Annotated in this window: 22 protein-coding genes; 14 read left to right on the plus strand and 8 right to left on the minus strand. The window is 54.2% G+C overall.

The window, feature by feature from the left end; genetic code table 11:
- Nucleotides 1-211 precede the first annotated feature (211 nt).
- Together HXY34_07855 and HXY34_07860 are read left to right on the plus strand one after the other, a co-directional pair.
- Nucleotides 212-1,177, plus strand: a complete 966-nt coding sequence (locus HXY34_07855) for a thiamine pyrophosphate-dependent dehydrogenase E1 component subunit alpha (protein NWF96045.1) — start codon at nt 212-214, stop codon at nt 1,175-1,177.
- Complete coding sequence (locus HXY34_07860; protein NWF96046.1) at nt 1,178-2,155, plus strand: alpha-ketoacid dehydrogenase subunit beta; 978 nt, start codon at nt 1,178-1,180, stop codon at nt 2,153-2,155.
- Here HXY34_07860 and HXY34_07865 read toward each other — a convergent pair whose 3' ends face one another.
- Nucleotides 2,156-3,676: a hypothetical protein gene (locus HXY34_07865; GenBank protein ID NWF96047.1), complete on the minus strand. Its 1,521-nt coding sequence runs from the start codon at nt 3,674-3,676 to the stop codon at nt 2,156-2,158.
- Nucleotides 3,677-3,813: 137 nt separating this feature from the next.
- Here HXY34_07865 and HXY34_07870 point away from each other — a divergent pair, with 137 nt between their 5' ends.
- Nucleotides 3,814-5,040 (plus strand): 2-oxo acid dehydrogenase subunit E2, encoded by a 1,227-nt coding sequence (locus tag HXY34_07870; GenBank protein NWF96048.1) that lies wholly within the window; start codon nt 3,814-3,816, stop codon nt 5,038-5,040.
- A gap of 357 nt (nt 5,041-5,397) precedes the next feature.
- Here HXY34_07870 and crtI (HXY34_07875) read toward each other — a convergent pair whose 3' ends face one another.
- Nucleotides 5,398-6,915 carry a phytoene desaturase gene (gene crtI / locus HXY34_07875; GenBank protein ID NWF96049.1) on the minus strand — a complete coding sequence of 506 codons (1,518 nt, stop codon included), beginning with the start codon at nt 6,913-6,915 and terminating at the stop codon, nt 5,398-5,400.
- Nucleotides 6,916-6,946: 31 nt separating this feature from the next.
- On the minus strand, nt 6,947-7,912 hold the full coding sequence (locus tag HXY34_07880; protein ID NWF96050.1) for a phytoene/squalene synthase family protein: 966 nt from the start codon (nt 7,910-7,912) through the stop codon (nt 6,947-6,949).
- Between the two features lie 217 nt (nt 7,913-8,129).
- Between HXY34_07880 and crtI (HXY34_07885) the strand changes: the two genes are divergently transcribed.
- From crtI (HXY34_07885) to HXY34_07905, 5 genes are all read left to right on the plus strand, one after another.
- Nucleotides 8,130-9,602, plus strand: coding sequence for a phytoene desaturase (gene crtI / locus HXY34_07885; protein ID NWF96051.1), 1,473 nt, complete (start codon nt 8,130-8,132; stop codon nt 9,600-9,602).
- Nucleotides 9,603-9,621: 19 nt separating this feature from the next.
- The gene (locus HXY34_07890) at nt 9,622-10,515 is read left to right on the plus strand and encodes a prenyltransferase (GenBank protein ID NWF96052.1); all 894 of its coding nucleotides are present in this window, start codon (nt 9,622-9,624) and stop codon (nt 10,513-10,515) included.
- A 26-nt stretch (nt 10,516-10,541) separates the two neighbouring features.
- Nucleotides 10,542-11,369, plus strand: a complete 828-nt coding sequence (locus HXY34_07895) for a carotenoid biosynthesis protein (GenBank protein NWF96053.1) — start codon at nt 10,542-10,544, stop codon at nt 11,367-11,369.
- A gap of 462 nt (nt 11,370-11,831) precedes the next feature.
- Nucleotides 11,832-12,620: a hypothetical protein gene (locus HXY34_07900; protein ID NWF96054.1), complete on the plus strand. Its 789-nt coding sequence runs from the start codon at nt 11,832-11,834 to the stop codon at nt 12,618-12,620.
- Between the two features lie 20 nt (nt 12,621-12,640).
- A complete protein-coding gene (locus tag HXY34_07905) occupies nt 12,641-13,834 on the plus strand; it encodes a VCBS repeat-containing protein (GenBank protein NWF96055.1) in 1,194 nt (397 codons plus the stop codon).
- A gap of 614 nt (nt 13,835-14,448) precedes the next feature.
- Here HXY34_07905 and HXY34_07910 read toward each other — a convergent pair.
- Nucleotides 14,449-14,664, minus strand: coding sequence for a hypothetical protein (locus HXY34_07910; protein NWF96056.1), 216 nt, complete (start codon nt 14,662-14,664; stop codon nt 14,449-14,451).
- 328 nt (nt 14,665-14,992) lie between these two features.
- On the opposite strand from HXY34_07910, the gene HXY34_07915 reads away from it, so the two are divergent.
- Both HXY34_07915 and HXY34_07920 read left to right on the plus strand, forming a co-directional pair.
- Nucleotides 14,993-15,682 (plus strand): lipoate--protein ligase family protein, encoded by a 690-nt coding sequence (locus tag HXY34_07915; GenBank protein ID NWF96057.1) that lies wholly within the window; start codon nt 14,993-14,995, stop codon nt 15,680-15,682.
- Complete coding sequence (locus tag HXY34_07920) at nt 15,679-16,026, plus strand: carboxymuconolactone decarboxylase family protein (GenBank protein NWF96058.1); 348 nt, start codon at nt 15,679-15,681, stop codon at nt 16,024-16,026. Before HXY34_07915 ends, HXY34_07920 begins: the two co-directional genes overlap by 4 nt.
- Nucleotide 16,027: 1 nt before the next feature.
- On the opposite strand, the gene HXY34_07925 is transcribed toward HXY34_07920, so the two are convergent.
- Nucleotides 16,028-17,065, minus strand: coding sequence for an alcohol dehydrogenase catalytic domain-containing protein (locus tag HXY34_07925; GenBank protein ID NWF96059.1), 1,038 nt, complete (start codon nt 17,063-17,065; stop codon nt 16,028-16,030).
- A 67-nt stretch (nt 17,066-17,132) separates the two neighbouring features.
- Entirely contained in the window at nt 17,133-17,399 is a 267-nt protein-coding gene (locus HXY34_07930; protein ID NWF96060.1) for a hypothetical protein, read from the minus strand.
- 512 nt (nt 17,400-17,911) lie between these two features.
- On the opposite strand from HXY34_07930, the gene HXY34_07935 reads away from it, so the two are divergent.
- The 4 genes from HXY34_07935 to HXY34_07950 all read left to right on the plus strand — a co-directional run bounded on the left by HXY34_07935 (nt 17,912) and on the right by HXY34_07950 (nt 20,872).
- The gene (locus HXY34_07935; GenBank protein ID NWF96061.1) at nt 17,912-18,274 is read left to right on the plus strand and encodes a hydroxymethylglutaryl-CoA reductase; all 363 of its coding nucleotides are present in this window, start codon (nt 17,912-17,914) and stop codon (nt 18,272-18,274) included.
- Nucleotides 18,275-18,610: 336 nt separating this feature from the next.
- Nucleotides 18,611-19,432 carry a hypothetical protein gene (locus tag HXY34_07940; GenBank protein NWF96062.1) on the plus strand — a complete coding sequence of 274 codons (822 nt, stop codon included), beginning with the start codon at nt 18,611-18,613 and terminating at the stop codon, nt 19,430-19,432.
- A 140-nt stretch (nt 19,433-19,572) separates the two neighbouring features.
- Complete coding sequence (locus HXY34_07945) at nt 19,573-20,382, plus strand: polysaccharide deacetylase family protein (protein ID NWF96063.1); 810 nt, start codon at nt 19,573-19,575, stop codon at nt 20,380-20,382.
- A 13-nt stretch (nt 20,383-20,395) separates the two neighbouring features.
- On the plus strand, nt 20,396-20,872 hold the full coding sequence (locus HXY34_07950; GenBank protein NWF96064.1) for an acyltransferase: 477 nt from the start codon (nt 20,396-20,398) through the stop codon (nt 20,870-20,872).
- On the opposite strand, the gene HXY34_07955 is transcribed toward HXY34_07950, so the two are convergent.
- Together HXY34_07955 and HXY34_07960 are read right to left on the minus strand one after the other, a co-directional pair.
- Nucleotides 20,829-21,077, minus strand: a complete 249-nt coding sequence (locus HXY34_07955; protein ID NWF96065.1) for an acyl carrier protein — start codon at nt 21,075-21,077, stop codon at nt 20,829-20,831. The genes HXY34_07950 and HXY34_07955 overlap by 44 nt on opposite strands.
- Before the next feature lie 2 nt (nt 21,078-21,079).
- Nucleotides 21,080-22,915 (minus strand): HAD-IIIC family phosphatase, encoded by a 1,836-nt coding sequence (locus HXY34_07960; protein ID NWF96066.1) that lies wholly within the window; start codon nt 22,913-22,915, stop codon nt 21,080-21,082.

The raw sequence follows: 22,915 nt of genomic DNA on the forward strand, positions 1-22,915 counted from the left end.
AGTATGCATGAGGTCCGCACGGTGAGACCAAACGCTCTTGCATTTATGTCTGTGTGAGGCGCAGGGACAACTACCGAGTGACCGCAGAGGAGGGTAGACCGATACAGGATGATTGCGGATGGGAGCCAGAAGTCGCTTCGATGACTTTATGAGTGGAGTGACTCCGCGGCGAGTCAGAAGAACCCCGAAACAGCCTGCCGATGTGAGTTATATGACTGACAAGAGCATCCTTGTTGACCTCTACACACGGACCTTAAAGATAAGACTCTTTGAAGAGAAGGTGTGGGAGCTGTTTGGCCAGAACCTGGTCCCCGGCACACTTCACCTATATCTTGGTCAGGAGGCAGTGGCGGCCGGAGTTACTGCAGCACTGAGTCAGTCAGACCTGATTCAGAGCACTCATCGAGGTCACGGACACGTCATTGCCAAGGGTGCAGACATGAGTGCGGCACTTGCAGAGCTCCTCGGCAAGAGGACGGGTTCGTGTAAAGGCAAGGGCGGCTCAATGCACATCACCCAGTTTGATGTGGGCGTGCTTGGCGCGACAGGAGTAGTGGCATCAGGACTGCCCATTGCGGTCGGAGCGGCTCTGTCCTGTCAGATGCGAAAGACCAACCAAGTGGTGGCGTGCTTCTTCGGTGATGGGGCCTCGAACAATGGCACGTTTGGCGAGTCACTGAACATGTCAGCCATATGGAGACTGCCCGTGATCTGGGTGGTGGAGAACAACCTCTATGCAATGGGCACGCCAATCAAGCTGATGTGCCCGAGCCTGACGATTGCTCAGAGAGCAGATGGGTACTGCATACCGAACGTCGTGGTGGACGGGATGAACGCTCTTGCTGTGTACGAGGCGGCTGTGGTTGCAGTTGATCGGGCAAGAAGGGGAGAGGGACCCACACTCATCGAGTGCCAGACCTACAGGATGAAGGGACACTCACGATTCGATGCCGCAAAGTATCGCCCCAAGGAGGAGGCGGACTACTGGTTGAGCAAGGACGCTGTTGAGACGATAAAGAAGATTGCAGTCGAGCAGGCAGCCCTCTCTGAAAAGGAAGCAGACAAGATACGGAAGACGCTGCAGAAAGAGGTGGATGCTGCAGCCGAGTTTGCCATCAAGTCAGAACAGCCACAGCCCGACGAGGTGTTCGACGACGTCTATGCGGAGGTGTCCTAGATGACCGAGATGACGTACAGAGATGCACTCAGGGCAGGACTCAGAGAGGAGATGCTGAGAGACAACAGGGTGTTTCTACTTGGCGAGGACATCGGAAGGAACTGGGGCGGAGCATTCTCAGTCACCAAGGGTCTGGCTGAAGAGTTCGGCGACGACAGGGTGAGAGACACACCCATATCCGAGAACACTATTGTCGGAGCTGCAGTGGGAGCGGCGATAACCGGCCTGCTTCCGGTGGCAGAGATAATGTTTGGCGACCTGATTGCCTTGGCGATGGACCAAGTGTGCAACCAAGCCGCCAAGATGAGATACATGTTTGGTGGTCAGACATCTGTGCCACTGGTAGTAAGAACTGTCTTCGGTGGCGGAAAGAACATCGCATCCCATCACAGCCAGTCACTGGAAGCATGGTTTATGCACACTCCAGGACTCAAGGTTGCGGTCCCGGCATTCGCCTCCGATGTGAAAGGACTAATCAAGGCAGCCATTCGCGACCCGAATCCAGTCATGTTCTTCGAACACAAGCTGGTCTACGACAAGAAGGAGGAGGTCCCCGATGGTGACTACGTGATACCTCTGGGCGAGGCAAAGGTCAGGAGAGAGGGCACGGATGTCACTGTGTGGGGTACGTTCATGATGGTACACAAGGCCCTTGCTGTGGCTCAGGAGCTGGCCAAGGAGGGCATAAGTGTAGAGGTCATTGACCCCAGAACGCTGGTGCCACTGGACAAGAAGACTCTCATCGACTCCGTCAAGAAGACAGGTCGTCTGGTACTGGTCACCGAGGAGACCAAGACTGGAGCCACGACTGCTGAAGTGGCTGCGGTAGTTCAGGAGGAAGCCTTTGACTGGCTCGATGCACCGATCAAGAGAGTGAATGCGCCCGACACACCTGTCCCATTCGCACCCAGCCTAGAGAACCGCTTCATTCCAGATGAGAAGAGAATCACTGAGGCAATAAGAGAGGTTCTCAAGTAGTCATGGCAGTCCCTGTGGCCTTTCACTGTGTAGCGTGAAGTAGAAGACTGTACCGACGCCGGGAGTGGACTGTGCCCAGACCCGTCCGTGATGTGCCCGAATCACTCGTTCGACTATGGAGAGACCAATCCCGGTTCCGCTGTATTCCTTAGCCGAGTGCAGACGCTCGAATGGTCGGAACAGTCGGTCAACCTGACTCATGTCAAAGCCGATACCATTGTCTCGCACGTAGAAGACACGGGTTCCCGCCTGCATCTCCCAACCGACAACTACAGACGGACTCGGACTGTGAGCAGTGAACTTCCAGGCGTTGTCGAGAAGATTCTGGACTGCGAGTCTTATGAGGCCGACATCTGCATTGACCTGCATATCAGGAGCAATGGTCATCTGGACATCTCGGTCCGGGTATTGTTTTCGCAAGACTTCAGCCGCCTCTTGAAAGACAACGGTGAGACTCACTGGTGTGAGCTCAACTGTCTTGAAACCGACCCGCGACAGGTCGAGAAGGTCTTTGACAAGGTCTTGAATCCTGTCAGCACTAGACTCGATTTCCCTTATCTGCTGAAGCGCCTCACTTCCATCGAGCTGAAGAGTCAGGAGCCCGGTCAGCATCTTGATAGAATGTAGAGGGCTCTTGATGTCATGTGACACCGCAGCTGCAAAGGCCTCGAGCTCTCGGTTTGTCCTCTCCAGTGTCTGCGCACGTTCCGCCTCTCGTTGTCGACTGGCTTCAAGGTCCCTGAAGAGAATCTCATACGGTCGGGTGAGGCTTCCACGGACGACGGCAAGATAGATGCAGACAAAGGAGACCACCTTGAAGTAGTGACCGACTACGTTGAAGACGCCGTAGACATCCGTGTAGAGCGTAAATGAGAACTCCGCGAACACTGTCATCAGCATCGAGAGCATCAGCAACTGGTACAGACGTTGGTCAAGGTGTTCTCTCTGGAAACGGTAGAGTAATGCGGCCGCAATCAGGATGACTATGATGATGTACTCGCTGACAATCTTGAAAGGAGTCAGCCCATATCCCTCCACATAGCATTGAGGGAACAGCCTGAGGAAGATCGTAGGTAGTACAAGGACAGTGACTGTGGTGTATACTCCGAAGACCGCCCATCTATTCACGACCCTCTTCACTGTGATGGAAGCAATCAACAGGGAGATACTCTGGAGGTACCGCGCGACAATCCACAGTTGGGTTGGTAGGTCTGCATCAAAGCCCACAAAGACCCCCATGCCCTTGTACGCAAAGGTATGGAGCAGGTCTATGAAACCTACGAACAGATGCGCTATCCCCAGCGTCAGCAGAAAGCTGCTGGCGGAGAACCTGTGTGAGTTCCAGCCCACAGCGAACACGGCAAAACCGACAACAATGCTTGACACCTCGGCGATGCCATGAAAAAGGAGATAGTTGGACCGACTGACGACATAGAGCAGAAGGAAGATGATGGTAGCCATGAACACTTGGAGCAATACGGTCGGTCGTAGTAGAGAACGCAGTTTCGGTCTTGTTGGCAAGTGCCCTTTCCTCCGCACAGATGGCCGCAGCACATAGTACAATGCATCATCAGCGTTATATACACAATGTTAGGTCAGCCAGAGGTAATACTGCCTCCTAACCCCCGATTCTCAGCTTGTCGATGAGGAAAGTCACAATGGTCGCCACGATGATTATGCAACGGATGAGTGTGGCCATGGAATATGGCGTGATTCTAAAGTGGCTCAAGAAGGAGGGTGACCCGGTGAAGAAGGGAGAACCCGTGGTCGAGATCTTCGGGGAAAAGAACGAGTTTGAGCTCGAGGCGCCAGAAGACGGGATACTCCTCAAGATACTCTGCGATGTCAACGATGAGATTCCAATATCGGAGCCCATTGCATACATAGGGAAGAAGGGGGACACCATCCCGGACGCCAGACCAAAGAAGATGAACGTGCCCGTGCCTCAGGCGGCTGTGAGTGTGTCTACTCCCAAGTCTGTTACGAGCGCACCGACTCCATCGTCAAGCGCACTGCTCCCCGACGGCAGAGTCAGGGCGTCACCTAGAGCGAGAATGAGAGCCAAGGCTGCCGGTATCGACCTGACCAAGGTGACCGGTACAGGTCCAGAGGGGAGAGTCGTAGAGAGAGATGTTCTGTCATTCCAACCTCCTGCTGCAGCCCCGTCTGAAACAACACCACCGGCCGATGACAGAAGGATTCGGACCGTCGAACCAATGAGTCCGCTTCGCCGCACCATCGCAAGGAGGATGACACAGAGCGCTCAGAACCCGCACATAACGATGATAACGGAGATTGACATGACCGAGGTCGTGACGTTGCGGGAGATGATAAACGCCAGCCCTGAGAGACAGAACGGTGTGAGGGTCTCATTCAACGATATAATAGTAAAGGCGGTGGCTGACGTCCTTGAGAGATTCCCAAGATTCAATGCAACACTTGTAGGCAACGAACTCCACTGCTACGAGGACATTAACATAGGCGTTGCCATGGCCACTCCCGAGGGACTCATCGTAGTGAATGTGAGGAGAGCAAACAAGAAGTCCATCACTCAGATAGCTCAGGAAACCAAGATGATGGCCAAGAAAGCGAGGGAGGGTACGCTCTCAGCAGATGAGATGACGGGCACCACCTTCACAGTCTCCAATCTTGGCCCATTTGAGGTGGACCTTTTTATCCCTGTCATCAATCCTCCAGAAGCAGCAATCCTAGCACTTGGGCAGATAAAGAAGAAACCCGTCGTTGTGGACGACAAGATAGTGATCCGCAGTATGATGATGGCCAGCTGCGCGGTGGACCACAGGATACTCGACGGAGCACCCGCCGGTCAGTTCCTCGCTGCACTCAAGTCAACTCTGGAGCGTCCCTTCTTCATGAGCATCTGAGTTTCGTGACTGGCAGGACGCTCCTGATTGTAGTTGGCAACTCTGCAGCATTCGCTTTCCCTGAGATGCCAGCAGTGCAACAGTCAGAGTTCAGCATGCAGGGCGTATCGGTCCACGCGTGAGTATCGATGTCGCGTCTTGGCGGAACGCTCATACGAGAGTCTCTGCATGCCGGTACTGCGAAGGCTGTCTGTACAGGTCTGACAAAACGACACATGGAACGGGCGAAGAGAGTGCGCCTCGTACTCCTGCTCCGACGGGAGACACCATTCGTTTCTACCAGTAACACCCGAGTGGAAGAGGTGTACTCCCGCTGATGCGGGAACAGTGTCTGCTACAGGTCAGTTGCCCATTGTCTTAGACCTTTCCCCGCTGGATGTCGCGCATGATCATCTTGGTAGTGAGGGCAGCACTCATCAAGACACTGGGCACTCCAGCCCCGGGATGGGTTCCTGCGCCCACCAGATAGAGCCCCTTGACGTCCTGCGACCGGTTGTGAGGCCTGAAGAAGCCTGACTGTAGAAGGGTTGGTCTCAGACTGAATGCCGCTCCCTTGTACGAGTTGAGTTCGACATCGTAGTCCTTGGGTGTAAACACACTCACAACATCAAGGTTGTCTAATAGTCCGGGTAGTACTCTCCGATCGAGTGTTGAGAGGATATGCTCCTTGAACGACTCCTTACGCTCTTCCCAGTCGATACCATTGTCAAGATTGCTCACAGGAGTGCATGCATACATGGTCTCACAGCCGGGTGGTGCCAGCTCCGGGTCTGTGCGTGTGGGAATGTGGAGGTAGGTGGAGAAGTCGTCAGGTAGTGGGCGGTTCTTGAAGATGTCCTTGATGAGACCCTTGTACCTTGGCCCGAACACAATACTGTGGTGCGCCATGTCGGGGTACTGCTTCCTCACTCCAAAGTAGACCATGAAGAGGCTCATGGAGTACTTGGCCTTCCTGAAGCGCTTGTCGCTCTCTCGTCTCCTGAATCGTCTGTCAATCATGGTCGTATAGGAGCGGGCGACATCAGCATTGGATATTACCAGGTCCGCATCGTGAAAGGTGCCATCTGCGGTCGTGACACCCTTGACCCGTCTCCTCTCGGAGACCTCTATCTGCTTGACCTCGGAGTTCAGTCGAACCTCTCCGCCCAGCTCTCTGAAGAGTCGCTCCATGCCGTCCACCAACTTGTGGGTCCCGCCCTTTACCCACCACACGCCATGTTTCTCCTCAATGTATGTGATGAGCGTGTATATTGCGGTCGCCTCGAACGGGTCGCCGCCTATGAACAGCGGATTGAAGGACATCGCCATCCTCAACCGCTCGTCCTTCAGGTAGCTTGCTACAAATCCATAGACGCTCTTGTACGCCTTGTGCCACACTCCGGCGGGGCCCATCTTTGCCATGCTCCAAATCGTCTCGAAGGGCATGGAGCCAAACTTCTCGAAGCCAAGCTCATAGATAGGCTTGACCCGTTTCAGGAACTTCTGATAGCCCCTGACATCATGTGGGTTGAACCTCTCAATCTGAGGCAGGTTGTCTTCCATGCCGCCATATTCCATCTGTGTTCCATCGCTGAAGTAGAGCCTGTACTTGGGCTTGATCTCCTTGAGCTGAACATAGTCGCCTGCCTTTCGTCCGGCGAAGCTGAAAAGGTCATCAACCAGAGTAGGTGGGGTGAGTATCGTTGGCCCGGTGTCGAACGTGTAGCCATTCTTGGTGAAGACCCCGGCTCGACCCCCCAGCTGGTGTCGCTTTTCGAGGAGAAGCGTCGGGAAGCCTGATGCCTGCATTCTGAGTGCAGCTGCAAGACCCCCAATGCCACCTCCAATTACAATGGTGCGCCTGCCGGAGTTGTCCATGGACGAGTGCGTAGTCATTTCAGGTCTGCTCCTTTCGTGTCTTGAGAAGTCATCCGGACAGGCGCCTGATACGCTCCTGTTCCCTGACCTCTCTCCTGTACTCTCTTCTGGCTCGAAGCGCTATCACGAGCTTCTTCCACTTGGGTACCACAGCGCGCTTCCTGAACACGTCATAATCCATCTTCTCAATCTCATCCAGGATAGCACCGTAGACCCTGGCTGCCACCTTGACGGTGAAGGCACCCGCAGGAGGGAGGTCCTCGATACCAACCTCAGCCAATCTGCAGATGGCCCTCGTACGAGAGATCTCATGCTGTATCATGCGTCTGAAGTTCGGACTCACCTCTTTGCGACCGAAGTCCTCGTCACGAACACGGAACTTCCTGCGAGTCTCCTCGGGTATGTATATGCGTCCGTTGCCATAGTCCTCTTCCACATCTCGTAGGATGTTGGTCAGCTGCAATGCAATCCCAAGATCGGCAGCCCTATCCAGAGTCTCAGGGCTGGTAGCACCCCAGATGTGACACATCATCAGACCGACCGTCGAAGCCACCAAGTAGCAGTATCTGTCAAGCTCCTCGTTGGTCTTTACACTCTTCAAGGTCAGGTCGAGACGGACGCCCTCTATGAGCTCATGCAAGTACTTCACTGGAATCTTGTAGCGGACCATCGTGTCGCCGAAAGCTCGGAAGAGCGGATGATTGAATACCTCTCCTTCTGCGAGGCGGTCAGCGATGTCATCAAGCACCGATAGCTCACGCTCGCGTTCCTCTAGACTGAGATTCATCTCGTCTGCGAAGTCGTCTGCCATGCGACAGAAGCCGTAGAGTGCTGCAAAGGCAAGTCGCTCGTCCTCGTTCAAGTACCTTGATGCAAAGTGGAAGGATCTAGCATTCTCCTTGAACACGCCCATGCAGTAGTCATAACTCTCCTGCAAGTCGATTGGCCGACTGGCGGACGATTCTCTGACCTCAGATGGGAGTATCCTTAGGTAATGTGTTCTTTGGCTTAGCATATGCTCACACCGTCTATACGGCAAAGGCCCCTAGACCACAGGTACACGGATTCTGTAATTCTGGGTTGAAGAAGATTGCACGCCCCTCAATATTAAGCTCTTAGTTGTGTTCCTTTGGGCCATGTCGAAGAAGCGACTCGCAAATGACGAAAAGCTCACCTACAGCGACGCTTTTTAGTCAGTGGGCGTGTAAATCCTCTTCTTGAAGGCACATGGAATGAAAGCGATAGTCATTGGTGCCGGGATAGGTGGACTGTCTTCAGCGGCTCTTCTCGCGAAGAGAGGCTATGACGTGACAGTCCTCGAAAAGAACCAAGACCTTGGGGGCAGAGCCAGAGTATGGAACAAAGACGGTTTCGTCTACGACATGGGGCCGTCATGGTACCTGATGCCTGAGATATTCGACCACTTCTTCTCGGCGTTTGGCAGGAGAACGGAGGACTTCTACAAGCTCATCCGACTCAACCCCTCCTACAGGATATTCTTCGCAGACGAAACGGTAGACATCTCTGCCAACCTGGAGGACAACATGGCTCTCTTCGACAGATTGGAAGAACACGGCGCAGAGAAGCTGCAAAGATATCTGAAGCAGGCCAGAGAGAAGTACGAGTACCTCATGAAGGGGCTGATGTACGAGGACCTTGCTGGTATCAGGGCCATGTTCAGTCCGCGGCTGATGTCTGCGGGCCGAAAGCTGAGCATCCTCTCCAACATCGACAAGATCTCTCGCAAGTACTTCACGAGCGAACGGGCCAGAAAGATACTCCAGTACTCCATAGTGTTCCTGGGCGGCAACCCGAAGAACACGCCTGCCCTGTACTCGATGATATCGCACATTGACTTCAATCTGGGAGTCTGGTACCCGTACGGAGGCATCGGCAAGATTGTGGATGCGACAGAGCAGCTCGCACGAGAACACGGGGCGGAGATCAGGACGAGTGTCGAGGTGACAGGCATTCATGTGGAGAGAGGACGAGCACGCTGGGTGGCGACCAGCGAGGGCAATGTGGAGGCCGACTTATTCGTGTCCAATGCAGACTATCCACATACTGAGACCCAGCTACTTGACCGCAAGTGGCAGACATATCCCACACAGTACTGGGAGAAGAAGACCATTGCGCCATCTGCGTTCGTGCTATACCTGGGATTCGACAAGAAGATAGATGTCCTCACTCACCACAATGTCATACTCTACCATGACTGGGTGCGGCACTTTGAGCAGATATTCGAGGAGCCGGCATGGCCGGACGAGCCTGCCTACTACCTCTCCTGCCCATCCCGAATGGATGACACCGTAGCACCTGCCGGCAAGGAGAACATATTCGTGACAATACCCCTATCACCAGGGATTGAAGACACACCGGAGATAAGAGAGAGGTACTTCCAGAAGGTCCTCGCACACATGGAGACCGTCCTGAAGACGGACCTCAAGGACCATCTTGTAGTCAAGAGAGTCTTCTCAGTCAATGACTTCGCTGAGGACTACAACGCCTACAAGGGCACCGCAGTAGGACTGACGCACACGTTCAGTCAGTCTGCATTCTTCAGACCTAGACACCGCAGCAAGAAGGTGAGGAATCTGTACTACGTGGGTCAATACACTCACCCGGGAATAGGCGTCCCAATGGCCCTCATATCCGCAGAGATAGTTGCGGACCTTGTCACCAAGAACCATCCACTCTCGAAGTGATACGACAACAGGGGTGATCCTGACGACCGGAGTATTGGCACTGGCCTTCAAGGTCTCTAGGGTGCGCTTCTGGCTCTACTTGGGCGGCACATATGCCGTGGGCTACATCGCCGGTCTGGCCCACACCGGCACCTATACTGGGGTGGATGGCCTTCTACAAGCCCTGAGCGCACCGCTCTTTCTCCTTCACCTGCTGTTCTTCATGTTTCCCGCAAACGTCTTCCTCTATGGAGTCAACGACATCTCGGACAAGGACACAGACGTGTTCAACCCCAAGAAGGACGACAAGGAGTACAGAGCAACAATAGGAGATGCGACCAAGCTATATGGCATTGTGGTGTTGTCATTCATCTACGGTCTGACGCTGATGCTACTGCAGTTCAACGACCTCACCGCAGTCCTGCTCATCCTGTCTTGGATGACGCTGTCAGTCCTCTATAGTGCCAAGCCGTTCAGGCTGAAGGCAGTGCCAGTACTCGATTTCGTCTCCAACTTCCTCTATGTCGTCCCGGCCATCCTTGCATTCTATCAGGTGACCGCAACAGTCCCACCGCTTGTACCTCTCTCTGCAGCCTTCTTCTGGACGTCAGCAATGCAGGTGTTCTCCGCAATCCCAGACATCGACGCTGACAGAAAGGCAAACGTAAGGACCACGGCTGTCGCAATTGGGCGGACTGCCTCCCTGTTGCTCTGCCTTGTGTTCTGGGCACTCTTCGCGGCAGTACTGACTATTGTCACTCCATGGAACTACCCCGTTAACCTTCTCACACTGGTATATCCTGCAATTCCCCTGTACTTGCTACTGAGACCGTCGACTGACATAACCAAGACGTACTGGTACTTCCCATACTACACCGGCGTGTTCGGAATGACAATCACACTGAGTCTGCTACTGCAGATAGCAGCGATGTGAAGGCCCACAGGAGATGCAAGCCCGTCATGACCTCGCTCGCCCTCAAGTCACATGGCCCAAGGGCCGGTATTGAGGACTTGCTCCTCACAGTGTTCTCCGTGGCGTTTTTTCTTGCCAGCTGGCTTGTGGCTAATGTTGACATAGGCGGCGCTGTCAACTGGGTGTCATCCCTCTTCGTCGTACTGCTTGCGCTGCCCTCTTACTACTACCTTCTCAGATGGGCCGGGACGAAGAGGACCGCATTGATACTGGCCATCTTTGGTGTATTCCCGCTTGTTGTGGAGGCCATAGGTATCAGTACAGGCGTACCATATGGCGGCTTCTACTACACAGAGCTTATGGGCTTTAGAGTCTTCGGGCTCGTACCGTGGAGTGTCGCCTTCGCCTTCTCGCCGCTCATACTTGGCAGCATGGCACTTGCAAGTCAGCTCACAAGACGTGCACTGGTCGCAATCCCTTTCAGCGCATTGCTGCTTGTCGCTGCAGACCTCATCCTAGATCCAGCAGCTGTTGTTCTCCAGATCTGGGTCTGGCTTGAGCCCGGCCCCTACTACGGGATTCCACTCACGAACTACACTGGATGGTTCATGACAGCGACTCTGGGTTCTGCTCTACTGCACATGACGCTGGCAGAAAGCTGGCAAGAAGCGCCAATGATTGACCCCCGGGTGGCGAGTAGTCTGATGCTGAGTCTTGCCTTCTGGACCGGTTTCTCGCTCTGGACTTCACCGCCGCTGGTCATTCCTGCCGCAGTTGGCTTACTGATGATGACCTTCACAGCGCACTTCATCCTCCGACGCCCTGCTCCACATCGATTACAGATGGCGGCTGATGGTCGAACCGTGTCAGACTAGGCGAACCACCTCCGTGCAGGGCTGCATCTGCTGTGGTGCCCACTCCGTTTCGACACCAAGTGCGGTCGCTGCGGCGATTTGCGGCGGTGGATTGGAGACTGGGCAGTCCGCGCACACACTGTGGCGTTAACATACCAACGTACGGAAACAGACGGACAGAGGTCAACCAACACGCGACTGACCTCAAGGAGTGCAGTCCCAGTGCCGTCTGGGCGGACAGGACTCCTGTGTACATTTATGAAAGACATGTGTCCTCGGCAGACGGGAACAGCATGGCATATGAGTCTCAGATTCATAGGTATGTCTTTCTCCGTGATGACAGTAGGTTCACCAAACAAGTGCATGTAGCATCAGTCGGCGGACCCATATACAAGGTGGCTCAGAATCAGAGTAAACGGTCAGCTAGCCTTTGAACGGGTCATCTACCAATCATACGAAACCGTAGTAGATGTGCATGAGTTCATGCCATCCACTGGATTCTACGATGTTGTAGTTGAGATTAAGTCTGGAGCGTATATGCCTTGGACCCTAGTATATCTTGCAGTCGAAAGAAGCGATGCAAAGTACGTTCCGAAGACAATGCAGCTCGTGGTTTCATTCGATTGGAACCCACCAAGTGGGTATCTCGACAATTTCGTACAAGGGCTTCGGGAGTTCGTTGACCACGCATGGGATGCGTTCGAGGAGCAGCTCATTGTAACACGAATAGACATCTATGTGGGTGGACTGAACTGGGACAGCGCCCATATCCGTTGCTGGCAAGCCAACAACTTCAATCCCAATGCTCTTGTTCAATACAGTGTCGATGCACAAGGGAATCCAATCAAGGGTTCTTATCGTGGTATGCAAAGGATCAATCTCCCACAATACTGGCCTCATGATTCCGCCACTTGGACGGAATGGCCTGCCTATCTCGCAATCACGCACGAATTGGGCCATGCGTTTTTCCATCTTGCCGATGAGTATATGACTGGACCAGATGTCAATCCTCCTCAGGACACGGAGTGCAGATTGCCATGGGAACCGGTTTCGATTATGGACGCGGCATACTGGCCCTTTCCGAGAACAGAGTTCTGTGTGCGTGCCATTCATGACCCAGACGGGGATACTGCCCAGACATGGTGGTGGTGGGGTTGGTCATCCTGGAGAACCATTGCATACTTCAACCCGGATATGTATGAACCATTCGTTGTATATGACACGACTATCGACAATGTTGCAGCTGCCTTCGTACAGGTGGTTTGCCACTAGCGCTTGGAGGCAATGAGAACATGTCCAGAACATACGTCAAGGTCATACCGACAGTAGCCCTTCTTCTGATTGCCGGTTTCTCAGTATCTGCGTGGTTGGTCTACTCGACATCGCTTGGGACGGACTACTCGAAGTACACGTTTCCGCTCTGGACTATCCCAGAGGGCAGCCATATGTATACGCAACTCAGAGTGGGAGACCTCAATGGTGACGGCTTGGATGATGTTGTGGTTACAGGTGACTACTCGCTGGAAGCGGTCTTCCAGAATAGAACAGGTGGGTTCGAGAACCGGACTCAGATACTGCCCAGTGGGTCATGGGACGGCTTTGTTCTTGAAGACCTCAACGGTGATGGTTCCCTTGACATATGTGCCCTTAACGCCACGCATGACGGCACGTACTTGGTCACGCTATCCAATAGTGGTACTGGAGCCTTTGCTGTTGCCTCGCAGTATTTACTGGGACCCATACGTCACGTATTCCCATATCGGTCACACGGCTCTGATGTTCCGGACGTGGGAGTCTACCTGCTAGGGGATCATAATCACATTGTCCTCCTGCACAACAACGGGAGCGGTCACCTGACTCCCGATGTCTACCTCTCACTCACTGCCCGAAACATACTGGACGTCCTTGCCGCGGATCTGGATGGTGACAATCAAGACGAGATTATCACTGTGCAGGACAACGGCAACCTCACTGTGTGGTCGAAATCTGCCAGCAGTCGACAATTCAGTAACGTCTCGCGATACCTTGACACAGTTCAAGCCAAGCGGTCTGCTTGGTTAGTCATCGCAGACATGAATGGTGATGGCATCCAAGATGTGGGTCTGGCGTCCAACATCGGAGCATCACGTGGCGTGCTCGTGTTTCTCTCGGGCGACTCGATCAATGTGGAGCAGCCCATAATTGAGAGATACTATGACTACACATGGCTAGGAGCGCTTGCTTCGGATTTGGACAGCGACACGGACACTGATATCGTGCTTTGCACACAGCAGACTGTACTCGTGATGGAGAACAGCCAGTCTGGTCAGATTGGGGGTGAAATCAAGTTCACCGGCTTCATAACGCCGCATTCGCCGTCCGTAATCGCACTTGCGGGACACCCGTCACCTGCCCTCATCGTACTGGCCGAACACAGAGGGTGGTATGACCTCAACTTGATCGACTTGGTGGTGTTCTGGAGAGAGGAGAGAGGGATTCTACCTTGATTGAGCCTGAGTGTCTGTCGTTGCGACTGGACTGACTCCCCTAGGGCACTCCTAGGGAATCGCTGTGCTCATGATGCACGGGAGCCAGTATCGGTGAACTCCGGTAACAGGATTGACAGCTGGTGCCGCGAGGTTGGACAGTCTTGGACATACGCAGTGTGATGCAAATGTGTGTGTCTGTGCGGTCACACGACTCCCGAGGTCTGCTCGACAGTTGACGAGTCGTCAAGGTGTGCTCCTCCGCAGTGCCGTCTCATGGGAGCGACATACAGGACTCCTGTGTACACGAGACACGAGTGCGCGTGGGTACAGACTCTGTCCCACTGGTAGTCCGGTCATGTGTTCCTGAGGGACGGTGGACCTGCTTCTTCCCTTCACTCATGAGTGAGTCGTGTCGACGCTATTCATGGTCGTCACAGAGCGGTCACGGGGGGTCATACCAGTGCGGGAGAACGGCCACCGCAGGTCATACTGAACGCGACGACCGGCCATTCCGAGTCATAGTGAGGACGCGACCGGCCACCGGGATTCGCACTGAAGGACCAGACGACAGCCTCATGTCGTCAGATGCCATACTGGTGCATGTCTGCCAGACCCACATCAGAATGCCACTACTACTTCTCTCCATCAACACACATCCGTCCGGCAGACACTCCAGTTCTGTAGACGTCAAGCAACAACAACAACAAGAGGAGGTGATACAACAGATGACGAAGCACAGAGCGACCCGCCACGACGACCCCACCGCCACAGACAGCCGCCACAATACCCACACAGCCCCCGCCAACGCCGCCATGACCACCGCCCCCGACCCCAGCCACGAGCGGCAACACCAGCAGCCACAGTCAGCCGCAACAGACCACAGTACGACCTCAGACAGCCGACCTCCACGGCATCATCTACTTCCTACTGGTCTTCTGAGGTGTTCACCTCCGGTATGAGTGCTGAGAAACGGTTATATCACCGGGTATGACGGTATATCATAAGATATCCTTCGAGGAGGAAAGGTGAGCAGAACTGTCCTGGCGACTACTGGAAGAGAGCGAGCACGACGTCTATAGGAACCTCTCGATAGAAGAGGCCATCGCGAGAGTTGCTGCATCCTCGCAGGACAGGACAAGTACACTTCGCTTCTGGCAGGCCAGATCTGCTGTTGTAATGGGACAGTTCCAGTGTCTTCATCGCGAGGTGAACATAGAGTTCTGCAAGACTCACACAATAGATGTGGCCCGTCGTTTCACAGGGGGCGGCACGGTATACCACGACCTTGGGAACCTCAACTTCGCCTTGTGTCTGGATCAGAACGAACAGTGTGTGCCAAGGACACTGAGAGAGCTGTACTGGAACTACATCGGGTATGTTGCGCTCGGTCTTCAGGACATTGGAGTGATGGCCACCTACGACCCCGACAGGTCCTGCATAAGAGTGGCGGGGAAGAAGATAACTGGGACGGCCGGCTGGATCAAGCATGGTGTGTCCTTTGTCCACGGAACGATACTGGTTGACTCAGACCTGACAGCGCTGAGAGAGAGCCTGCGAGTGCCGCCTGGACAGACCATCTATGAGCGGCAGACTGGCAAGGTGAGGTGCATGGACAGCAAGAGAGACACCGTGACTTCTGTACATGAGCAGTATCCCGAGGGACCCACGCTCGAAGAAGTCAAGGAAGCAGTGGTTCAGGCCATCATGCGGCTCACGGGGCGGGAGTTTGAGAGAGGAGAGATGACCGCAGAGGAAAGGAGTGCTGCAGAGGCTTTATATCGGGACCGATACAGCCGCTCTGACTGGAACCTAGGAGTCCAGAGCCAAGACTCGGACAGTGGACCCAGTGGAGACGGTCAACCATGAGTGAGGATGTCGAGAAGACCCTGAAGAGCTTCATGAAACACTTTGGTGCCCTGCATCGCGACATTCCGGAGACAAGGAACGCCTTCACAGAACTGCTCAAGACAGTCCACGTGGACGGAGCGCTGTCTGCCAAGTTCAAGGAGATAATCTGCATAGTGGCCTCTATACTGAATCCATGCGAGTCATGCATGGTCTATCATACTAAGAAGGCGCTGGAGGCAGGAGCCACAAGGGAGGAGATAATGGAGGCGTGTGGCGTGGCCATTGTGATGGGTGGAGGACCTGCAGCCTCTCACATATCGGTCGTCCAGGACTGCCTTGATGTGTGGGCGCCCAAGAAGTGAATCAGTTCAGATCAGTGAACAGCACCTTGATGGCCTTTTGAGACTCCATGAGCTCGAATCCCTTCTGCCAGTCACTCAGGGGCAGTCTGTGTGTGATCAAGGGGCGAACGTCAATCTTGCCGGAGGCCATCATCCTCAGAGTGGTCACCCATGTGGACGGGAGTGTGCCCCAAGTCCCCAGTACGTGCAACTCCTTGGTCACGATGTCGTCCATGGGAATCTCGGTTGAGCGACCCTGAATGCCTATGAGAGATATGTGACCGGTGGTCTTTACCAGATCGAAGGCCTGCTTCCTTGCAGCTCCCGAACCGGAGGCTTCTATGACCACGTCCGCTCCAACACCGTCCGTCTCGCTCTTCACTATGTCGGCAGTGTTTTGGGCCTGAACGTCAATGGTGATGTCAGCGCCCAGACGCTCAGCAATGTCAAGCTTCCATCTGTCAACGCTCATGCCGGTCACTATCACCTTTGCGGCGCCCATGGCCTTTGCCACCTGTAGAGCCACAAGGCCAGTAGTACCGGGACCCAGCACAACCACTGTGTCACCGGGCAGTATGGGAGTGAGCTCCGCGATAGTATGCACTACACACGCGGTTGGTTCGGCCAGAGCCGCCTCTTCGAGCGACAGGCCTTTTGGCACCTTGTGGATGATGTACTCGGGTACCACCACATGTCTTGCAAATGCACCGTCTGTTGATGCACCCAGAATGCGTTTGCGAGGACTGGTACAGCGGTTCATATGTCCAGTCTTACACTGATAGCACTTCCCGCAGTAGGCCGTTGCAGGTGACGTCACTGCATCGCCGACCTGAACAGAATCGACACTGGGGTCAATTTTGACGACTCTGCCAGCATATTCGTGGCCCATGACAACAGGAGGGCTGCAGAAGGTTGTGCCATGCTTTATGTGTACGTCAGTGCCGCAGATGCCTGCAGCAGCCACCTCAACAAGGACTTCTCTGCTTCCGGGTCGAGGATTGCCGAACTCCTTCAGCTCCAGATTGCCATTGCCGGGAGCAGTTTTGACTAGACCTCTCAAGTGACCGTATCCTCCAGAGCGCGGCGGGGTGTGAGCTTATAGAAGCTTGCGGATGGGACGCGAATCATCATAGTGAGTTGAGGAATCCTGAGGTCTCTTCGCCCTCGATCTCGGCTCGAACTCGGTAGTGTAGCCCATGCTCACTCCGGAGGTTAGTGGCAACTTGCGCACCCACGAATCTCCTGCGCACATCGGCATTCCGGCCCTGCCAGATATAGATGGACTTGTTAGTAGAGTCAACAATGCAGAAGACCTTGGTGGAGTCAAGACTGGCCTTCGTAACATCGACCTTCTCCGTGGTCCCGTCATCAAACACCTCGAGCGCGTTCGTCAACTGCCTTCACCGACCTAGTCCATAGTTCGAGTCTTTCATGCTATGAAGAGTTATAATCCATACGTAATATGCTCCTATACACTCTCGACGAATGCCTTAACCGTAGCGCCGCAGTACCTGCACCACGCTCGCATGGGACTAATCCACTCAAAAGACACACTTGACAGAGCTGCGTTCCACTCCGGACAGACCGCGGGCAATCTGCCCACTTCATCCATTGCAGCTCCATCCATTGCAGCTCGCCTTGCACCTGAGACCCACACAGAGCAGTCAACTGCAAAGAACGAAGACTGCTTTGTTCTCGAGCATGATCTGCAGGAAGAGACCCTGAACAGTCGCACCACTGGTTGCCATTGTCTTGCATCATGAGACTAGACTTGATCCCGACTGCATCATGCTGTTGCATCCTCTGCATATTGCCCCACTCTATGACTCAGCGAGTTGGTTCGGAACCTATAAATGCCACTGGGACTTGCGAGAAACAGAAAGACCTCAGTTGAGGAGATATCACAATGCAGATACCCGCATTTCTTCTGCGCAAGCTCTTCGTAAAGGGAAGTCTACAGAACACCGGCGATGGGTTCGCCTTCAAGATCAAGAACTCCCTCTCACCGGGCACGGCGGTCGGTGTCGACCCAATAAAGGTCGATGGTATCGAGTACCCAATCGACACTCTCACCATCAGCTCTGCAGATGGAGAGGTGAAGGCAAAAGAGATATCCGCGGGAAACGCGTTTCCCATCAAGGTCGGTGTGGAGATAACCCTTAGCGTCAGTGGAGCTCCTCTTGCCAAGGGAACCCACAAGATTGACATCTCTCTTGTGACAAAGGAAGCAGGCAGGCTTGCCTTCGATGTACAGGATGAGATAGTATAGGACCGGAACTCGCGACCGATACTCGCGGCCACTCTGCACGTTTGTGAAACGGGGTGGCCGTGTGTAACAACTGAAAATGTGGCCATGGACGGAAGACGTCTGGCGAGTGCTCCTTGTGATGAGGCGATTAGACCACAGGAATGCAGTACGCTGTTGATTTTGTCAACGGTTCGGTGCTCCTGTACTCCATTGAGGCACAACAGTTTTGAGCCGGAGCTGGTACGAGGGAACCGGTGATTCGCGATATACGTCAAGATCCGCAATGATGGAGCCCTTGGTATAGGACGCGCCACGGAGGGCTCTGCAGAGATCACCATAGGATATGGTGAGGCGCACATGATTGCGGCCGCTCTAGAGAAGCTGGCTCAGACTGCCAGGAACTACAAGCAGACCTACCACAAGACCACGGATGTGGGTGGAGGCAACAGGATAGATTTCGAGCGCGCCGAAGATGGAACAATCACCATCGCAGGTGATAAGCAGAAGTACCACCTGACAGAACAAGAGGTCAGGCAACTGGCAGAGAGCCTCAAGAATCTCCCACCTGTCGAGATTGCACCGTCATCAGACTATGTGCAGAAGACACAACCTCAAGGCAACCTGTGCATAGTTGTGAAGAACGGAGGCAAGTCTGCACTTGTCAAGGTGACAGAGGCTGCTCTTCTAAAGACAGAGATACTCAGCAGCATGGAGAGCCGCTTCTTCCAGGAACACATGGACATCGACGGCAGGAGAATAAGCATCAACAGGACTAGTGACCTCAAGTGGAGTCTGTCAATAGACGGCAACCAGATCAACTTCACTGCTTATGAGATAGAGGCACTTGTCGCAGGGCTACACAATTCGGTGCTCGAAGTGCTCATGGACCTTGTCAAGTCAACTGGGTCTGATGACGTCGCAGACATCAGAGTCAAGAGCTACATTCAGAGGATCGAACAGGATGTCACCAAGATAGTTGCGGACCACAAGACCGGCAAGGATGTGGTGAAGGCGATAGTGGCATCCGCACGAAAGATAGTTGCAAGCACGGCGGATGCAGACACACGCACCGAGGAGTTCATAGAGATGTGCAAGTACGTCTACTCAAGAGTGGACCGCAGCTTTGTGGATGCCATCTTGGGATTCCTCGCCAAGGTGTTCGTCGTCAACAGCGGGTAGGTTTCTCCTCGCCCGCCCAAAACTCTTATCGGGAGAGCCACACTGGCACGGGCCGCGGAGTTGCATGTCCGTTGTGCTCTCATTACGCAGGCCAGCTCCTCCACAGGTGGGGTTCCAAGGTCCCCGTCCAAGTCTATCGGATGGTCCGTCTTCACCGGACACCATTCACCACGATACTGAGGAACATGTTCGAGGTGCTAGAAGCTCACCATGCACGGTTCGCGTTTCCAGTGGTTGCTGCAGTTGCAAGAATGAGACCTGAGCTGATCAGGGAGATACTGGAGGCAGGTCATGAGGTCGCGAGTCATGGCTACAATCATGTCAGGTACCCCCAGATGTCACCCGAGAAGAGAAAGAGAGATTTGGCACTGAGCCTCCAGTCGTTGAGAAGACTGGGTGCGACCGTGAAGGGGTTTCGCGCACCATATGACAACTACACCGATGACATGCCGGAGATGCTCAGTGTCAGTGGACTAGCATGGGACGGAGGATTCGGCTATCGGCCAGAACACCGGGACAAGAGTGAACCGTTCAAGGTGAGTATCACTGGCGGGCAGACTGGAACAACGTTCATCCCGTTGAGTGTCTGGAGTGACGACCTTATGATAGACACATTGGGCTGGCGGCCCGGACAGGTGACCAAGCAGCTGGGCAGAGAGGTGCAGAGAGCGGCCGAGCACGGGGGCGTCCTGATGTTCGACCTGCACCCGATAAGGATTGGGCAGAGAGAGTACGTGGGTTGTCTCGACGCGACACTTGAACTGGCAATGCATCTTGGTGCATGGTGTCCAACACCTGCAGAGGCTGTGGAATACTGGAACAAGCATCGTCGATGGAAGAGTGACAGCAGTTTCTGTCTGCTGTTGACAGGCGACATTGACAACTGGACCTTCGCAGACTACGTACGGAGGACCCTTTGGCAGAGGGCCCTATCTCAGAATCAGACGTGAGGAGAAGACCGAAATGGGAAAGACACTCGGAAGACTGTTGAGGATACTGGCGTGGCTGGCCCCTGTCTATCAGTTCAGGGCGTCGGCACACAGGAAGTGCGGGGTCAAGATTGGAAAGGGCGTCTTCATGGGGTACATGGTGCACATAGACAGTGAGCATCCCGAACTCGTAGAGATTGGAGACTGGGTCTCAATAGGGCCGGGCGTGAAGATAATGGCGCACTCTGGAGCAAGTCCGTTTCACCAGAGGACAGGGTCCTATAGCGAACCCCCTGCCAAGGTCATAGTGGAGGATGGAGCATGGATAGCGACAGGGGCCATCATCCTCCCGGGAGTGAGAATCGGAAGAGGTGCAATAGTGGCCGCAGGGGCCGTTGTCAGCAGAGATGTCCCTCCGATGACACTTGTGGCAGGTAATCCTGCACGGGCGGTTCAAAAGCTTGAGGTCAGACGTTCTGGCCATCAAGCTTCTTCGCAAGGGTCTTCCTGAGGTCGCCGACCGTAAGTATCTCGACAACCTCTTCGTCTTGAAAGAACACCCCAAACTCACTCTCAATCTCGCTCACGAGCACAACATGGGCCATGGAGTCCCACGCCTCGTGTTCCTTTCGCCTCAGGTTGTCGGAGATCTCATCCTTCCTGACAAGAAGGACCTTTGAGATTATCTCATCGAGGCGGTCCAAATTACTGCTCATACTCATTCCTCAATCAACTGAATCCATTCTGGGACTGCGAGCTTCTTCTCGGTCAGACGCAGCACGAATACTCTAGTGCCCTTGTCGTCTGCTGACACCAGTTCGAAGCCGTGCTGCTCAAAGAAGTCCTTGGCCGGAGCGTTCTTCTTGGTGGGAATGAACTCGCCATACACCTCTGTTGCACCCTGTGCCTGAGCATCGGACACCATCTTCACAAGGAGGGCGGTCTCCACAGACCGACCGATGACCCTGCAGCTCATGAGAAACGAGTCTATCCACCAGCGATTGTCCCTCTTCTTGAGAATTCCAACTCCGACAAGCCCTTCGTCGCCGAACCGGTCAGTCACCGACATGCCATATACTATGCTGTCAGCTGAACTGCTCATGGAACGCACTTCCACTTCGGTGTAGCGCCTTGTAGTCACGTTGAACTGGTTCGTCTTGTTAATCAGCTGGACTATTCGCGGAGTCGTGAACGCATCGGCCCTCTTGATGTGTACCTTGAGTTCCAGCGTGCGAAGGAACTCCTCAAGTGAGGCGGACTGGCTTTCCAACTCGGTCCTCTTGCGCCGACCTGCATACATCGAACCACGTTCAAGGTCCTCTTTGGTGATGGCCAGCACGTCAAATACACTCAGCTGCTCAATCGTAGCACGGTAGAGGTGAGGGTTCTTTGGAAGGTCCACCACCATAACATCCGGACAGCCCTGTCGGACAAGCTCACGTTCGTGAGGGTTGTCATCAATGAACACCATGCTGTCCAGCCCTATGCCTATCTCTTCGGCGAGCTCCACAATATTCTGTACCTTGCTCTGCCAGTTGATTCTCAGTGCTGCAAAGTGCTCCTCTCGCAACACCTGATATGGATGTTCACGAATGACCTTCATGGCATCCTCAGGGTTGTTTTTGCTGTCGACTGCGAGTATGACTCCTCGGTTGTACAGACTCAGCAGTGCGCGCTGAAAATCGACATACTCCAGACCGGGGGAGGTGTTCCCTAGCTTTATCCCCTCGAATCCATCCTCGCCAATTATGCCACCCCAGAGTGTGTTGTCCAGGTCCAGCACAATGCACTTCTTTGACCGGCCCTTGAGCGCCCGGAAATAACGCGTGTACTCGCGAGCGAGATGCACTGTGAAGTCCTCGCCGTACGGGATTGTCCCGCGGTACCACGTATTCCAGTTGACCACCCGAGACTTGCCAAAGTCACTGGCTATGCTGTCGAGATCGACGACAAGCACTCGGCCCTCGTTAAGAAAGGCCTCGGCTAGAGCTCGATTAGCCTCAGTGAAGAGTTCACGAAGTCCACTGCGCAGTTTGTTGTCTGCAATCCCAAAGGGTGTGAAGACGGGCACGATGAAGTTGCTCAGGAGGACAGTCGCCGACAAGTTCTGCACAAGAGCCTTTGCTATGACAGTGAGCTCATCAACACACTTTCGTACGAGTTCCAGACGCATATCTGGGCTCATCTTGACGCACTCGGATATGAAGGCCCTGTCGAGCATTGACCACAGGTCCACATTCAGAATGACCACATCAGGGCGGTGCTCAGTCAGCACCGAGTTAGAACTCAGTGCCTCCTGCCGGTACGTATTGAAGCCTCCAACCAGAGTGACTGGGTGGAAACCTTCCAGTCGGAGCAGTGTGTCCAGACAGGCTGCCAGAGGTTCAAGCGTGGAGGAGCCTATCACAGCAATTCGGACTGTTCTCTGCGGGTCATCGGGAGGAGGAAGAGCCATACCCTGAATTCTCTTGAATGCGCTCCAGAGATTCAGATATGTTGGACTCGCACGTACTGTCTCAAGTATCTCATTGATGGTCCTGGCTGAAGTCGTCAA

The organism is Candidatus Thorarchaeota archaeon (genome assembly GCA_013388835.1).
In the GTDB taxonomy this organism is placed as follows: Archaea; Asgardarchaeota; Thorarchaeia; order Thorarchaeales; family Thorarchaeaceae; genus JACAEL01.

What these genes read in the sequence shown, in the direction of transcription:
- crtI (NWF96049.1), bottom strand. Translation starts at nt 6,915, where the DNA reads ATGACTACGCACTCGTCCATGGACAACTCCGGCAGGCGCACCATTGTA.
- HXY34_07905 (NWF96055.1), top strand. Translation starts at nt 12,641, where the DNA reads ATGTCCAGAACATACGTCAAGGTCATACCGACAGTAGCCCTTCTTCTG.
- HXY34_07945 (NWF96063.1), top strand. Translation starts at nt 19,573, where the DNA reads ATGGTCCGTCTTCACCGGACACCATTCACCACGATACTGAGGAACATG.
- HXY34_07950 (NWF96064.1), top strand. Translation starts at nt 20,396, where the DNA reads ATGGGAAAGACACTCGGAAGACTGTTGAGGATACTGGCGTGGCTGGCC.
- crtI (NWF96051.1), top strand. Translation starts at nt 8,130, where the DNA reads ATGAAAGCGATAGTCATTGGTGCCGGGATAGGTGGACTGTCTTCAGCG.
- HXY34_07860 (NWF96046.1), top strand. Translation starts at nt 1,178, where the DNA reads ATGACCGAGATGACGTACAGAGATGCACTCAGGGCAGGACTCAGAGAG.
- HXY34_07855 (NWF96045.1), top strand. Translation starts at nt 212, where the DNA reads ATGACTGACAAGAGCATCCTTGTTGACCTCTACACACGGACCTTAAAG.
- HXY34_07920 (NWF96058.1), top strand. Translation starts at nt 15,679, where the DNA reads ATGAGTGAGGATGTCGAGAAGACCCTGAAGAGCTTCATGAAACACTTT.
- HXY34_07900 (NWF96054.1), top strand. Translation starts at nt 11,832, where the DNA reads ATGCCATCCACTGGATTCTACGATGTTGTAGTTGAGATTAAGTCTGGA.
- HXY34_07915 (NWF96057.1), top strand. Translation starts at nt 14,993, where the DNA reads ATGGGACAGTTCCAGTGTCTTCATCGCGAGGTGAACATAGAGTTCTGC.
- HXY34_07940 (NWF96062.1), top strand. Translation starts at nt 18,611, where the DNA reads ATGATTGCGGCCGCTCTAGAGAAGCTGGCTCAGACTGCCAGGAACTAC.
- HXY34_07870 (NWF96048.1), top strand. Translation starts at nt 3,814, where the DNA reads ATGGTCGCCACGATGATTATGCAACGGATGAGTGTGGCCATGGAATAT.
- HXY34_07895 (NWF96053.1), top strand. Translation starts at nt 10,542, where the DNA reads ATGACCTCGCTCGCCCTCAAGTCACATGGCCCAAGGGCCGGTATTGAG.
- HXY34_07880 (NWF96050.1), bottom strand. Translation starts at nt 7,912, where the DNA reads ATGCTAAGCCAAAGAACACATTACCTAAGGATACTCCCATCTGAGGTC.
- HXY34_07955 (NWF96065.1), bottom strand. Translation starts at nt 21,077, where the DNA reads ATGAGCAGTAATTTGGACCGCCTCGATGAGATAATCTCAAAGGTCCTT.
- HXY34_07935 (NWF96061.1), top strand. Translation starts at nt 17,912, where the DNA reads ATGCAGATACCCGCATTTCTTCTGCGCAAGCTCTTCGTAAAGGGAAGT.